Annotated in this window: 14 protein-coding genes; 3 read left to right on the forward strand and 11 right to left on the reverse strand. The window is 60.8% G+C overall.

The genetic code is table 11. The annotated features are described in order from the left end of the window. Positions 1-2: 2 nt before the first annotated feature. The 8 genes from hfq to HNR59_RS11725 form a co-directional block, all read right to left on the reverse strand. Positions 3-239, reverse strand: coding sequence for an RNA chaperone Hfq (gene hfq, locus HNR59_RS11690; protein WP_183830195.1), 237 nt, complete (start codon positions 237-239; stop codon positions 3-5). Between the two features lie 137 nt (positions 240-376). Beyond that, positions 377-1,237: a D-amino-acid transaminase gene (locus HNR59_RS11695; protein WP_183830199.1), complete on the reverse strand. Its 861-nt coding sequence runs from the start codon at positions 1,235-1,237 to the stop codon at positions 377-379. A gap of 233 nt (positions 1,238-1,470) precedes the next feature. Then, complete coding sequence (dapB, locus tag HNR59_RS11700; RefSeq protein ID WP_183830202.1) at positions 1,471-2,280, reverse strand: 4-hydroxy-tetrahydrodipicolinate reductase; 810 nt, start codon at positions 2,278-2,280, stop codon at positions 1,471-1,473. 90 nt (positions 2,281-2,370) lie between these two features. Beyond that, complete coding sequence (locus HNR59_RS11705) at positions 2,371-2,928, reverse strand: OmpA family protein (protein WP_183830205.1); 558 nt, start codon at positions 2,926-2,928, stop codon at positions 2,371-2,373. A 114-nt stretch (positions 2,929-3,042) separates the two neighbouring features. After that, positions 3,043-3,603 (reverse strand): GNAT family N-acetyltransferase, encoded by a 561-nt coding sequence (locus HNR59_RS11710; RefSeq protein ID WP_183830207.1) that lies wholly within the window; start codon positions 3,601-3,603, stop codon positions 3,043-3,045. 7 nt (positions 3,604-3,610) lie between these two features. After that, positions 3,611-4,477: a 3-mercaptopyruvate sulfurtransferase gene (gene sseA / locus HNR59_RS11715; protein WP_183830210.1), complete on the reverse strand. Its 867-nt coding sequence runs from the start codon at positions 4,475-4,477 to the stop codon at positions 3,611-3,613. 144 nt (positions 4,478-4,621) lie between these two features. Continuing rightward, a complete protein-coding gene (locus tag HNR59_RS11720; protein WP_183831556.1) occupies positions 4,622-5,365 on the reverse strand; it encodes an alanyl-tRNA editing protein in 744 nt (247 codons plus the stop codon). Continuing rightward, complete coding sequence (locus HNR59_RS11725) at positions 5,365-6,399, reverse strand: cysteine synthase A (RefSeq protein WP_183830213.1); 1,035 nt, start codon at positions 6,397-6,399, stop codon at positions 5,365-5,367. Before HNR59_RS11725 ends, HNR59_RS11720 begins: the two co-directional genes overlap by 1 nt. 200 nt (positions 6,400-6,599) lie before the next feature. Here HNR59_RS11725 and HNR59_RS11730 point away from each other — a divergent pair, with 200 nt between their 5' ends. Then, positions 6,600-7,439 carry an SDR family NAD(P)-dependent oxidoreductase gene (locus HNR59_RS11730; RefSeq protein WP_183830216.1) on the forward strand — a complete coding sequence of 280 codons (840 nt, stop codon included), beginning with the start codon at positions 6,600-6,602 and terminating at the stop codon, positions 7,437-7,439. 278 nt (positions 7,440-7,717) lie between these two features. Next, positions 7,718-9,277, forward strand: coding sequence for a DEAD/DEAH box helicase (locus HNR59_RS11735; protein WP_425488646.1), 1,560 nt, complete (start codon positions 7,718-7,720; stop codon positions 9,275-9,277). Positions 9,278-9,448: 171 nt separating this feature from the next. Here the strand turns inward: HNR59_RS11735 and pyrG are convergent, their stop codons facing one another. Together pyrG and HNR59_RS11745 are read right to left on the reverse strand one after the other, a co-directional pair. Next, complete coding sequence (gene pyrG / locus HNR59_RS11740; RefSeq protein WP_281379435.1) at positions 9,449-11,086, reverse strand: CTP synthase; 1,638 nt, start codon at positions 11,084-11,086, stop codon at positions 9,449-9,451. A gap of 126 nt (positions 11,087-11,212) precedes the next feature. Then, positions 11,213-12,178, reverse strand: coding sequence for a L,D-transpeptidase (locus HNR59_RS11745; protein WP_343060799.1), 966 nt, complete (start codon positions 12,176-12,178; stop codon positions 11,213-11,215). Positions 12,179-12,274: 96 nt separating this feature from the next. On the opposite strand from HNR59_RS11745, the gene HNR59_RS11750 reads away from it, so the two are divergent. Further along, on the forward strand, positions 12,275-12,562 hold the full coding sequence (locus tag HNR59_RS11750; protein WP_183831620.1) for a hypothetical protein: 288 nt from the start codon (positions 12,275-12,277) through the stop codon (positions 12,560-12,562). On the opposite strand, the gene secG is transcribed toward HNR59_RS11750, so the two are convergent. Next, positions 12,559-13,020 (reverse strand): preprotein translocase subunit SecG, encoded by a 462-nt coding sequence (gene secG, locus HNR59_RS11755; RefSeq protein WP_183830227.1) that lies wholly within the window; start codon positions 13,018-13,020, stop codon positions 12,559-12,561. The two genes, HNR59_RS11750 and secG, sit on opposite strands and share 4 nt — an antisense overlap. Positions 13,021-13,077: the final 57 nt, after the last annotated feature.

Consider the following 13,077-nt stretch of genomic DNA (forward strand, 5'->3'; position numbering starts at 1 on the left):
TATCAGCCTTCCTCGCCGTCGAACATCTGAACGGGCTGGCTCGGCATGATCGTGGAGATGGCATGCTTGTAGACGAGCTGGGAGTGCCCGTCGCGGCGCAGCAACACACAGAAATTGTCGAACGACGTCACGACACCAGTCAGTTTCACGCCGTTGATGAGGAATATCGTAAGAGGGTTTTTGCTTTTACGAACCGAGTTCAGGAAAAGGTCCTGAAGATTTTGCGAGCGTTCGGCCATTTTTCTTATCTTCCCGCCGGATCCCTTTTTGTCTGTCCGTCAATACACCTGCAACGCAGGCATATTCCGTCGCAAACAAACCTGCCTGCAAAAAAGCAAGCAGGACGAGATTTACGATTGTTTACACCCAGCGGTTATCAGGCCGGACTTTTTTCCGCAATGTCAAAAAACGCCTGTCGCAGGGAAAGTGTCACCGAACCGGGGTGGCCATTTGCCACCGGATGGCCATCTATTGCAATGATCGGCGTCGCCAGCGTGGTCGCAGACGACAAAAACGCCTCGCGCGCCGCCAATGCTTCCTCGACGGTAAACGGGCGCTCCTCGATCCGCAAACCGAGGCTCTCGGCGACCTTGAACAAGGTGGTCCGGGTGATTCCCCGCAAAATGCCATGATCGGCCGGGCGCGTGACCAGAGCGCCATCCTGCGTCACGATCCAGGCGTTGGTGGAAGCGCCTTCCTTCACCGTGCCGTCCGGATCGACGAACCATGCTTCCTGCGCTCCGGCTTCCCGGGCCTTCTGCTTGGCCAGTACATTCGGCAACAGGCCGACGCTCTTGATGTCGACCCGGTCCCACCGGTTTTCCGGAACAGTGATGATCTGCACGCCCGCTTCGGCTTTCTGGTGCACTTTGGCGGCGTCGAACTTCTTCGCCGTCACCACCAGAGAAGGCGTTACACCCACCGGGAAAGGATGATCGCGCGGCGCGACCCCGCGTGTGACCTGCAAATAGACGATACCGTCGCGCACATGGTTGCGGCGGATGACCTCGCGCATCACGACCATCAGCGCTGACCTGTGCATCGGCCAGCCGATAGAGAGTTCGGAGAGCGAGCGGTCCAGCCGGTCGAGGTGCCCCTTCATGTCGACGATGAAGCCGCGGGCAATCTCGCAGACTTCATAAACGCCATCGGCAAACTGATATCCGCGGTCTTCTATATGAACGGTGGCGTGCCGATGGGCGATGTAACGCCCGTTGACGTAAGCGATGCGCGGCATGGTCTTTTCCCGAGAAACGCGCCCACAATATGCGATTCCGACCGGGCGGCAACGGGAGAAACAAAAAAGCGGAGCAAGTGCTCCGCTTCCTCGTCTGTCGCGGTCGCCGCCGGTACATCCGCGGTCAGCAACCTTGTCGACACCTGCCTTTTAGAAGGCCAATGTAACGGCAATACGACAGTTACTCATAATGTGAGCCCTTATGGTTAACAAAGAGTTAACGGAGACGCATCTCAGTCCATCAGGGCGTCGAGCCCGCGCACCAGTCCCGTGATGGATCCGACCCGGCGTATCGCCAGCAGCGTTCCCGCAACATAGGGGGCTGCCGAGGATCCGGCATCGTGCCGGATGGTGAGGCGCTCATCGGGGAGACCGAAGATCGCCTCGCATGAGAGGATGTAGGAAGGCAGGCGCAGCGAGTGAACCTGCACGCCCTCGCCCTGCCCGACCGCGCCCCCGCGTGCGGCAGGCACGCCAGACACCTGCGATTGCGGCAGGCTCGTTGCGGGTCTTCGTATCTGCGCAAGCTGTTCTGCCAGCTCGCGCGCGGTGCCGGAGGGCGCATCAGGTTTCCTGGCGCTGGCGTAGTCTATGATTTCGACGTCCGGAACGTATTTCGCGGCCATCAGGGCAAACCGCTTCAGAAGCGTGGCGGTAATCGAAAAATTGCCTGCCGCAATCACACCGACGCCGGCGCTGCGGGCGGCAGCATCGATCTCGGCATAGTCTTCCGCTCCAAGTCCGGAAGTGCCGATCACGACATGACGTCCCTTCGAGATCGACAGAAGCGTGTTGGCCTTGACCGCATCCGGTTTGGTGTAATCCACCACCACATCGGATGGTGCCTGCAGAGCTTCCTCCAGAGAACCCGATACTTTGACCCCGGCTTCCGACGGCAACCCTGCCGCCAGTCCGGCGTCCTGCCCAGCGGATTGACGCGCAACGGCGCCTGCCAGAGCAAGATCATCCGCAGTGATGATAGCTGGCACCAGAGCCTTGCCTACCCAACCGGTCGCCCCGGCCATAACAACTCTTATCGTCATTGCTCGCCCTCACAACTGAAGGGAGAGAAGACACGCCGAAAGCCCGGCGCGTCAAGCCGGGCTTTCTCAGGATATCGGTATCGTGAAGTGTCAGCGAAGGAAGCTGTCTATGCGGCGCAGGGTGACGCGGCGATTGCGCCAGTTTTCGTTCTGCGTGGGAACAAGCAGGAATTCCTTGCCATAGCCAACCGTTTCGAGCGCCCGGGACGGCACACCGAACTGGCGCACCAGAACCCGCTTGAGCGACTCGGCACGGCGTTCCGACAACACCTGATTGGACTGGAATGAGCCCACCGCATCGGTATGGCCCTCAATCAGAACGCGCGCACGCCGGTCGCGGCGAAGAATGCCGTTCAGGGCATCCGCGATATTCTGAACCTTGCGATATTGCGATGGGGCGATTTCCGCCGAAGCGAACTCGAAGTTGATCGACTGGATGTCGATCGAAGGGGCCGCGCGGCGCAGATCCGGCCGGCGCTTGAATTCACCCACGGTGACGCGCTGGTTCTGGTTGAGCCGCATACGCGGCGCGCTTTCAAGCTGGCGCTGGATGGTTGCGGCCGAAGGTGTCTGCGCCTGAGCGAAAGCGGCTCCGGGCAAGATGACGGCCGCGACAAGAGCGGTCGCAAAGCTGCGGCGGTTGAGCATGGTCTTCTCCTTGTGTCGCTGCCCCGCACGTGTTTCTTCGAGGCTCATTGCGAACTTACAGGAGTTGCCTGAAGCGGGCATGAACGAGGCGTTCAGGAACGCAAGCGCTTATCATCAGCGCATCACGCTGTCGCTCCGCTCCTCGAAGCTCATGGGCCGGATTGTTTCTCTGGACTGCCCCACGGGTGTAAACCCCAGCTTCTGATACAAAGGCAGCGCTGCAGGGTGATCAAGCGTACAGGTTTGCACCGTTACCAGTTGAGGGCGTGTTGCCCAGCAGGCTGCAATGGCAGCCCCCAGAAACCAGCGGCCGAGCCCCTGTCCCATCGCATGTTCCATCATGCCAAAGAACGCCAGATCGGAGATCTCCAGTGAAATGCGGTTGATGTCGAAGAAGCCAGCCGGAGCACCGTCGAGATAGAGCACGGAGATCTCCCTGCCCTCACGATGGAGTTCCGCATCCAGCTCTTCGTCGCTCTTGCGCAGGGAATTCACCCAGTGCCACTTCCGCCCGACCCTGTCGGTCAGATAGCGGTAGTAGTGCAGCGGGATGTTGCTGGTCTTCAGAAGCGCGATCTGCCGGTTGTAAGGCGCCGGCGGATAGGAAGACGGTGGCGCCTTCATCTCAAGAAAGACGACGGTCACATCTATCGGGTCTGGCTGCATCTGCGACATCGTAAGATCAGTTTTCAGAAATGCGGCCTGCGCCCGTCTCAACGGGAGTGTCCGTCAATCCGCCCCACTCGGTCCATGAGCCGTCATACAGGCGGTTGTCACTGTGCCCCAGTGTTTCCAGCGCCAGTATCAGCACGGCCGCCGTCACGCCCGACCCGCAGGACGTCACCACCGGCCGATTCAGATCGATACCGGCGTCCTCGAACAGCTTGCGCAATTCCGGAGCCGGAAGGAGCTCGCCATCTCGCGAGAGGGCCGAATAGGGAACATTGCGTGCGCCCGGCATGTGTCCGGAACGGATGCCGGCTCTGGGTTCCGGGGCGGCGCCTGTGAAACGGCCGGGACCGCGCGCATCGGCGATCTGGCTCTCGCGCGTCTCGACGACACGGCGCATCTCGGCGAGGCCGACTACCTGTTTCTCGTCGAATTCGGCATGGAAGATGCAGGGCGCTATTCGGGTGACTTCCGAGGTTACTGGCCGGCCCTCAGCCTTCCAGTTGTCGAAGCCGCCATCCAGAACGTAGACCTGATAGACGCCCATGATGCGGAACATCCACCATGCCCTTGGAGCGGAGAAGAAACCCGGACCATCATAAATCACGATGGTGTCGTCGGCGGAAATGCCGAGCGTGCCGACAAAGCGGGCGAAATGCTGTGGCGAAGACAGCGTGTGCGGCAGATCCGAATTCGGATCGGAAACCGCATCATGATCGAAAAACACGGCTCCCGGAATATGTGCGGCTTCATACTCGGCGCGCGCGTCGCGCTTCTGGTCGGGAAGATACCAGGAGGCGTCGATAACGGTCAGGCCCGGCTCACCGAGGCGCTGCTGCAACCATTCCGCATCCACCGTAAATGGGCTGTCCGCAGCCATGTTCGTGTCCTTCCCTGAGTTGCTGTTCTTCTACTAAAGCATGTCGCCCGAAAGTGGGAACCGGTTTCGATACAACGACATGCGTAAAAACAGGAACTTAAAGCGTGAGGAGCGAATCTGGAAGATTGCGACACGCTTTAAGCGTCAGGCGACCGGCAGGGGACCGAACCGAAGACGAAAGCGCCGGTTCTCCCTGCCTTTTTTCTCGATCTTGCCGATATGTATCTCGCCGATTTCAGAGGTGCGGCCGACATGCGTGCCGCCGCAGGGCTGGCTGTCGATCAGGCCTTCGTCGCCGATGCAGACAAGCCGGATGCTGCCCGTGCCCTGCGGCGGGCGCACATTCTTGGATTTGACCAGTCCCGGATTGGCAGCAAGATCAGCGTCGCTGATCTGGCGTATGAAAACCGGATGATCGGCCCGGACCAGCTCCATGAGCTTTTGGGTCGCCTCCTCCTTGCCGAGGCTTGCATCCGGAATGTCGAAATCCACCCGCGAATCATCGGGAGATACGGCCGCGCCGGTGATCGGATAGGGGCACACGACGGTGAGCAGATGGCAGGCCGTGTGCATGCGCATCAGCAGGTAGCGACGGGGCCAGTCGATGGAAATCCTGAGCGATTCACCAGGAGCAAGGGCCGGCTGATCCGGCGCGGGAACATGGATGATCTCATCCTTGGTCTGGCCGGTGACCGTCGCCGCGATCTCGACACGGCTTCCGTCCGCGCGTTCGAAATACCCCGTATCGCCCGGCTGTCCGCCGGAGGTCGCGTAGAAAATGGTGCGGTCGAGGATGACGCCACCGCGTTCATTGACCGCCAGCACACTTGCCGCCGCCTCCTTCAGATAGGGATCATCGCGAAAGAGGGCGTGTGTGCTGGGTTCCATCATTCCACCTGTTCGTACGGCACGTCGATCCCGACCTTCTTCTCCATCCAGCCCGGAACAGGCAAGTCCTTCGCCCGCAGGAATTCAGGATTGAAGAGTTTCGACTGATAGCGTGTACCGTAATCGCACAGAATGGTCACGATGGTATGGCCCGGCCCCAGTTCCTTTGCGAGGCGGATGGCGCCCGCGATGTTGATGCCGGTGGAACCCCCGACGCAAAGCCCCTCCTCCTGAATCAGGTCGAAGATGATCGGCAAGGCCTCCTCATCCGGGATCTGATAGGAGAAATCCGGCGCGAAACCATCCAGATTGGCGGTGATGCGCCCCTGACCGATGCCTTCGGTGATCGAAGAGCCTTCGGCAGCGAACTCGCCGCTGGTGTAATAGCTGTAGAGGGCTGCACCGAGCGGATCGGCCAGCGCCACCTTTATGCCGTTGCTTTTGCTGCGCAGCCCGGCCGAAACCCCGGCGAGCGTGCCGCCGGATCCGACAGCCGAGACAAACCCGTCGATCTTTCCGCCGGTCTGCTCCCAGATTTCCCTTGCGGTGGTTTCGATATGGCCGTCCCGATTGGCCACATTGTCGAACTGGTTGGCCCAGATAGCGCCGTTCGGCTCAGTCGCCGCCAGTTGCGCCGCCAGACGCCCGGACAGCTTCACATAATTGTTCGGGTTCCGGTAAGGCACCGCCGGAACCTCGATCAGTTCCGCACCCAGCAGGCGGATCGCGTCCTTCTTTTCCTGGCTCTGCGTATCGGGAATGACGATCACTGTCCGGTAGCCCAGCGCCCTGGCCACAAGCGTGAGGCCGATGCCTGTGTTGCCGGCCGTTCCCTCCACGATGACGCCGCCCGGCCGCAGCAGACCGCGCCGTTCCGCATCGCGTATAATGAAAAGCCCTGCCCTGTCCTTCACGGACTGGCCGGGATTCATGAATTCGGCCTTGCCGAGAATCTCGCACCCCGTCTCCTCGGAAGCTCGCCGCAACCTGATCAGGGGAGTGTTGCCGATAGCGTCGATCACCGAGCGGTGCATGGAAATTCCTTCGATCTGGTGAATTTGTCCGAAACTAGAAGTGTATCCGGCTCCTTACAAGGATCTATTTTTCTCATGAATCCAGTTTTTTAGGACATTATTCCAACACGAAAGCTGTAACCTTGTTCTCTTCCCACATCCCCTCTTTCCTAAACTGGCGCAGATGGCTAGACCGTTTTGCAATGCAGATATGGTGACGAATGGGACTCTACAGGGCCAACCCCCAAGACGGCGTCGTCTGGATCACAGGCGGCAGTTCCGGAATAGGCAGGGCACTTGCGAAAATGCTGGCCGCAGCCGGTTACACGGTGGCGGTCACCGCACGCGAAGGCGATGAAATCGAGGCGCTGATAGCTGAATCGGCTCCCCTTTCCGGCCGGATTCTGTCCTATCCTTGCGACGTTACCGATGAGGCGCGCCTTGAAAACACGCTGGCCGCCATCGAAAGCGCGGCCGGTCCGGTGGTGCTCGCCATTTTCAATGCCGGCACTTATGTGCCGGTGGCCGGCGAAAACCTTTCGGTGCGCAAATTCAGGCGGACCTTCGATCTCAATCTTCAGGGCGTCATCAACGGGCTGGTGCCGGTAGTTCGCCGAATGCAAAAGCGCGGTTTCGGCCATATCGTGCTGCTCGGATCGATCAGCGCCTGGTTCGGCTGGCCGACCACGGCTGCTTATGGCGCCAGCAAGGCCGCCATCAACGTGATGGCCCAATCTCTGAAATATGATTTCGACAAAATCAACATCCGCATTCAGGTCGCCAACCCCGGTTTTGTGAACACGCCGCTGCTCCAGTTGCAGCAGACGGCTTCCATGGTTCCGGCGCTGATGACCCCTGAGGATGCGGCAAGCCGCATGTTGCGGGGCATCACCCGCGGTGGGTTTGAAATCGCCTTCCCGAAGCGTCTGGTCTGGGGCCTCAAGCTGACGAGTATGCTGCCGCGACCGGTTCGCCATTGGGTGATCAACAGGCTCACGCGCTGGTCTTCACGGCCGCTGAGTTTTGGGCGGGCTGGGTCCCGCAGGAGCAATGATGCGTAGCCATCGTTTTTGCGCCGCAACATAATCTCCTTGCAATTTTGGCCCCGCTCCTCCATATGCGGCTCATAGGCGCTTGGGCCGGTTGATCCGGCTTTCTCGAAGAATGAGACTGGTTGCGTCTGTTTCACACCTTGCGCCTGCCGGCGCGGTGATGAAAAGCCCCACACGCAGAAACGTGTGGGCGCGACAGCGCAGCCGAGCGGATACCATCCGCCGCCTTGTCGTTTCCGATGTTTATGTCAGGTGGATTGCGCTCCGCCGTACGTTTTGGCGGCTGCATGTCGCCTGAAAGAAGACGAATTTTGACCAATGAAACCATTGCGGAGCCGACCGGCTTCGCCGCTCTGGGAATTTCCGGGCAGCTCCTGAAAGCCACGCATGCGGCCGGCTTCACAGAACCGAAGCCTATTCAGGAACAGGCCATCCCCGCCCAGCTCGAAGGCCGTGACATTCTGGGCATTGCCCAGACGGGCTCCGGCAAGACAGCCGCCTTTGCGTTGCCGATCCTGTCGAAGATCATCGCTCTGGGCACCAAGCGCCGGCCGAAGACAGCGCGGGCGCTGATCCTCGCACCAACCCGCGAACTCGCCGTGCAGATCGAAGACACCGTGAAGCTGCTCGCCAAGGGCGCGCATATTTCGACCGCGCTTGTGCTCGGCGGCGTGTCGCGTCACAGCCAGGTCAAGCGTATCGCCCCCGGCGTCGATTTCCTGATCGCAACGCCAGGCCGCCTGACGGATCTCGTGCGCGAGAAGGACCTCATCCTTTCCGACACGACCTGGCTCGTTCTCGACGAAGCAGACCGCATGCTCGACATGGGCTTCATCAACGACGTTCGCCGCATCGCCAAGGCCACCCACCCCGCAAGGCAGACGGCGCTGTTCTCGGCAACCATGCCGAACGAGATCGCCGAGCTCGCAAAGGGCCTTCTGCACGATCCCGTCCGCGTCGAGGTTGCTCCGCAGGGCACCACCGCTTCCGAGATAAAGCAGGGCGTGATCTTTGCCCGCACGAAGCAGAAGCGGCAGGTCCTCTCCAAAATGCTGGCCGATGAAGCGATGCGTTCCGTCATCATCTTCGCGCGCACCAAGCATGGCGCCGACCGCGTGACCCGCGATCTCGAGCGTGACGGCTTCGAGGCTGGCGTCATTCACGGCAACAAGAGCCAGAACGCACGCCAGAAGGCCCTGAACGGATTTCGTGACGGCTCCGTTCGCATTCTGGTGGCCACCGATATCGCTGCGCGCGGCATCGACGTTCCCGGCATCAGCCATGTGGTGAATTTCGACCTGCCCGACGAGGCGGAGAGCTATGTCCACCGTATCGGCCGCACCGGCCGCAACGGACAGGACGGCGTCGCCATCACCATGGTCGACCCGTCTGAAAACGCCAAGCTGAGACAGGTCGAGCGGATCATCCGCATGCAACTGCCGGTGCTTGCCGATCACCTCGATGAGCCGGATCCGCAGTCCAGGGCGCGGCCGCAGGGAAGCGATGCCAGACCGGACAGCGAGGATACCCGTCCGCAGCGGCGTGATGGCAATCGCCGCCCTTCCGGCGGCCAGCGCAACGCCAATGGCAATCGTGGCCCGAGACGTGGTGGCGAGGCCGGTGCTGACGCTTCCGCCGGCAATGCCAATGGACGCAACGGCAGGCAGGCAGGAGCGGCCGAGGGGCAGGCAAGACCGGCCAATGCCGCAAAGCGCGGCGGCAACACCAACCGGCACTGGCCGGAAAAGGCCAATGCCCCCCGCCCTTCCGGCGAGCGTGCGCCCGATGGCGCGAAGCCGCGCAAGTTCCGGCGCAGGCCCCGCAAGCAGACAGCAAGCGCTGCCTGATGCGAAACCGATGAACAAAAATGGCGGGGAATGTCCCCGCCATTTTTGTTGCCTGTCTTTAAAGCGTGTCGCGATCCTTCAGATTCGCTGACGCTTTAAGCCTCTGTTTTCACGCATGTCCTTATCCCGAAACCGATTCCCGGTTCCGGGCGATATGCGTCAGAGCGCTCGTCAGACGAGACGCGATTGCTCCACGGCTGCTTCGATGAAGCTCGCGAACAGCGGGTGCGGCTCAAGCGGACGGCTCTTCAGCTCCGGATGGTACTGCACGCCGATGAACCAGGGATGATCGGGATATTCCACCGTCTCCGGCAGAACGCCATCCGGCGACATGCCGGCGAACTGCAGCCCGCACTCTTCCAGGCGCTCCTTGTACTCGATGTTCACCTCGTAACGATGGCGATGGCGCTCCGAAATCTTCGTGGTGCCGTAGATCGATGCGATTTTCGAACCTTCCGTCAGCGTGGCGTCAAAAGCGCCGAGGCGCATGGTACCGCCGAGATCGCCGCTCGCCTTGCGCTTTTCGAGCATGTTGCCCTTTAGCCATTCGGTCATCAGGCCGACAACCGGCTCGCTTGTAGGCCCGAACTCGGTAGACGAAGCCTTCTCGACATCGGCCAGAGACCGCGCAGCTTCGATGCAGGCCATCTGCATGCCGAAGCAGATGCCGAAATACGGAACCTTGCGCTCGCGGGCGAAACGGGCAGCAAGGATCTTGCCTTCGGAGCCGCGCTCGCCAAATCCGCCTGGCACCAGAATGCCATGCACCTTTTCGAGATAGGGCGCCGGATCTTCCTTCTCGAATATCTCGGACTCGATCCATTCGAGCTTCACGCGCACCCGGTTGGCGAGACCGCCATGCGAAAGCGCCTCGATCAGAGACTTATAGGCATCCTTCAGACCGGTGTACTTTCCAACGACAGCAATCGTGACTTCGCCTTCAGGGTTGTGGATACGCCGCGCCACTGCCTCCCAGCGCTCCATGCGCGGCTTCGGCGCAGGATCGATGCCGAAGGCAGCCAGAACTTCCGAATCCAACCCCTCCTTATGATAGGCCATGGGCACATCGTAGATGTGGCGCACGTCCAGCGCCTGGATGACGGCCGATTCGCGCACATTGCAGAACAGTGAGAGCTTGCGCCGCTCTTCCTTCGGGATCTGGCGATCGGCGCGCACGAGCAGAATGTCGGGCGCGATGCCGATGGCGCGCAGCTCCTTCACCGAATGCTGGGTGGGCTTGGTCTTCAGTTCGCCCGCCGCCGGAATCCACGGCATCAGGGTCAGATGGACATACACCGCCTGACCGCGCGGCAGATCGTTGCCGAGCTGGCGGATCGCTTCGAGGAAAGGCATTGCCTCGATGTCACCGGCAGTGCCGCCGATTTCGCAGAGCACGAAATCATAATCTTCATTGCCATCGAGAATGAAATTCTTGATCTCGTCGGTGACGTGGGGAATGACCTGCACGGTCGCGCCCAGATAGTCGCCGCGACGTTCCTTCTCGATGATGTTCTGGTAGATGCGCCCGGTGGTGATGTTGTCCTGCTTGTTGGCGGACCTGCCGGTGAAACGCTCATAGTGGCCAAGATCCAGATCGGTCTCGGCACCGTCATCGGTCACAAAAACCTCGCCGTGCTGATAGGGGCTCATCGTGCCCGGATCGACGTTGAGGTATGGATCGAGTTTCTTGAGGCGCGCACGATAGCCGCGCGCCTGCAACAGGGCTCCAAGAGCCGCAGAAGCTATACCTTTGCCAAGCGAGGAAACCACGCCGCCAGTAATAAAAACATATCGCGCCATGGGAACCATCGCTTAGCGCGGCCGAACCGATTCCGCCAGTGGAAAAACCCTGCCGCATAAGGTTTTCCCGGGCTTAAGTGTTTCAAGCAAAAGGGGCCGGCTCCGGCCGGCCCCTTTCAAAGCTGACGCGAACTGTCAGAGAACGACGACTTTCGTGCCGGTCTTCACGCGCCTGTAGAGATCCATCACATGGTCGTTGATCATGCGGAAGCAGCCATTCGACGAATTGGTGCCGATTGTCTGCGGCTGATTGGTGCCATGGATGCGCAGATAGGTGTCCTTCTTGCCCTCATAGAGGTAGATGGCGCGCGCGCCCAGAGGATTGTCCGGGCCGCCCGGCATACCGTCCTTGTAACGGCCATACTTGGCGGGCTCACGCTGCTGCATGTCCTTGGTGGGAATCCAACGCGGCCACTCCTGCTTGTCGCCGACGACCGTGGTGCCCTTGTACTGAAGGCCGTCGCGGCCAACCGCAATCGCATAGCGACGCGCGGTGAAGGGCGTCTCGACCAGGTAGAGACGATGCGCATTGGTGTCGATGACGATGGTGCCCGGCTCATAGCCGGTGAAGTTCACCTGCTGTGGCTCGAATTCCGGCTTCACATTGAACTTCTTCTTTGCCTGACGTTCCTGCAAAACGGAGTCGAGAGCCCGCGTCTCGGGAAGATAGGCAACGGCGCCGGCCGATGCGCTGGCGTTGAAGAGCCCGCCAAACAGACCGCCGCTGCGCTGCTGGGGAACGTCGCGTGCTTCACTTCTGAGTTCGCCATTGTTGCCGGTGCGTGCAATGGCCATCGCATCGGCGGACAGCGGCTGCTGGACTTCTTCGATCACGGCAGGGGCTGCGACGACCTGTGGCTTCACAGGAGCCTGACGCGCAGGCGCGGGTGCCCGCTCTGCTCGCGCCGCCCTGCTCTGCTCGCGCTTTTCCTGAAATGCCTTGCGTTCGGCCTCCGACTTTGCCTTGGCGGCTTCACGCATGGCCAGCTTCTTGGCCTCGATAGCCCGTGCGCGAGCCTCAGCCTGCTCGATTTTGACCTGCTTCTCCAGTTCCTGGATTCTGGCAAGATCTTCGTCGGTCGGCTTTTTCTTGCGCTTCAAGGTTCTGAGCTCGGAAGCGGCGCTTTTGGCGGCCACTTCAACCACGTCAGTAGCGGCAGGGGTTTTAGGGCCAGCGCCCGCTGCAATGGGGGCTGCATGAACTGGCGCACCCGCATACAGGGAGGCGCACAGGCTCATCAAAATGAAGCTGCGAAGCTGCATGGCGAAAATCCGATCAGAAAAACTGCTGTTGCCCGTGGCTTTGCCCGCAATACCCGCACGGGCAACCATCTGCTGATCTATAATCGATTGGCCGGGCGCACCTCAAGCGGGGCTTTGCATCTTGCCCGGCAAATCATCGTGATAAAATTCATTTGCGACAACTGTGTTCAAACAACAACAGTAGCCGGCAGTGGCCGCTCCCGGCCACTGAAACAGGCTTAATTGTTGGGAACCTGAGGTTCCGCAGGCTGCGAAGCGCCTTCGGCAGGCGCCGGAACCGCAGCAGCAGGTTCGGAAGCAGTAGGTGCAACGGGTGCAGGGACATCAGGAGCGGCCGGGGCCGCTGCGGGCGCCTGCGGCGCAACCTGACCCGGAAGCTGATCGAGAACGCCCTGCTGTGCAGGAGCATTCTGCTGCTGGGTCGCAGCAGGAACCCGATCGAGAATATCGGTCGGCTTTGCGCCATAACGGGCAATGATGGAGAGCCCGAGCGAGGTGACGAAAAACGCGGCGGCGAGAATTGCCGTGGTGCGCGTCAGGGCGTTGGCAGCGCCGCGCGCCGTCATGAAACCGGAACCGCCGCCGATACCAAGCCCTCCACCTTCGGAACGCTGAACCAGTACCACGCCGACAAGGGCGAGCACGATCATGAGGTGGACGACGATAAGTACGGTTTCCATAGGTCTACCCTGGCAATGCCTGCGCCCGCTTGCGCGAGCGTTCCTGAGGACGCGGCT

The organism is Aquamicrobium lusatiense, assembly GCF_014201615.1.
In the GTDB taxonomy this organism is placed as follows: domain Bacteria; phylum Pseudomonadota; class Alphaproteobacteria; order Rhizobiales; family Rhizobiaceae; genus Mesorhizobium; species Mesorhizobium lusatiense.

Coding starts and splice junctions, on each gene's coding strand:
- HNR59_RS11730 (WP_183830216.1), top strand. CDS start 6,600: ATGGGACTCTACAGGGCCAACCCCCAAGACGGCGTCGTCTGGATCACA.
- HNR59_RS11750 (WP_183831620.1), top strand. CDS start 12,275: ATGAACTGGCGCACCCGCATACAGGGAGGCGCACAGGCTCATCAAAAT.
- HNR59_RS11705 (WP_183830205.1), bottom strand. CDS start 2,928: ATGCTCAACCGCCGCAGCTTTGCGACCGCTCTTGTCGCGGCCGTCATC.
- dapB (WP_183830202.1), bottom strand. CDS start 2,280: ATGACGATAAGAGTTGTTATGGCCGGGGCGACCGGTTGGGTAGGCAAG.
- sseA (WP_183830210.1), bottom strand. CDS start 4,477: ATGGCTGCGGACAGCCCATTTACGGTGGATGCGGAATGGTTGCAGCAG.
- HNR59_RS11735 (WP_425488646.1), top strand. CDS start 7,718: ATGTCGCCTGAAAGAAGACGAATTTTGACCAATGAAACCATTGCGGAG.
- secG (WP_183830227.1), bottom strand. CDS start 13,020: ATGGAAACCGTACTTATCGTCGTCCACCTCATGATCGTGCTCGCCCTT.
- HNR59_RS11695 (WP_183830199.1), bottom strand. CDS start 1,237: ATGCCGCGCATCGCTTACGTCAACGGGCGTTACATCGCCCATCGGCAC.
- HNR59_RS11720 (WP_183831556.1), bottom strand. CDS start 5,365: ATGGAACCCAGCACACACGCCCTCTTTCGCGATGATCCCTATCTGAAG.
- pyrG (WP_281379435.1), bottom strand. CDS start 11,086: ATGGTTCCCATGGCGCGATATGTTTTTATTACTGGCGGCGTGGTTTCC.
- hfq (WP_183830195.1), bottom strand. CDS start 239: ATGGCCGAACGCTCGCAAAATCTTCAGGACCTTTTCCTGAACTCGGTT.
- HNR59_RS11725 (WP_183830213.1), bottom strand. CDS start 6,399: ATGCACCGCTCGGTGATCGACGCTATCGGCAACACTCCCCTGATCAGG.
- HNR59_RS11710 (WP_183830207.1), bottom strand. CDS start 3,603: ATGTCGCAGATGCAGCCAGACCCGATAGATGTGACCGTCGTCTTTCTT.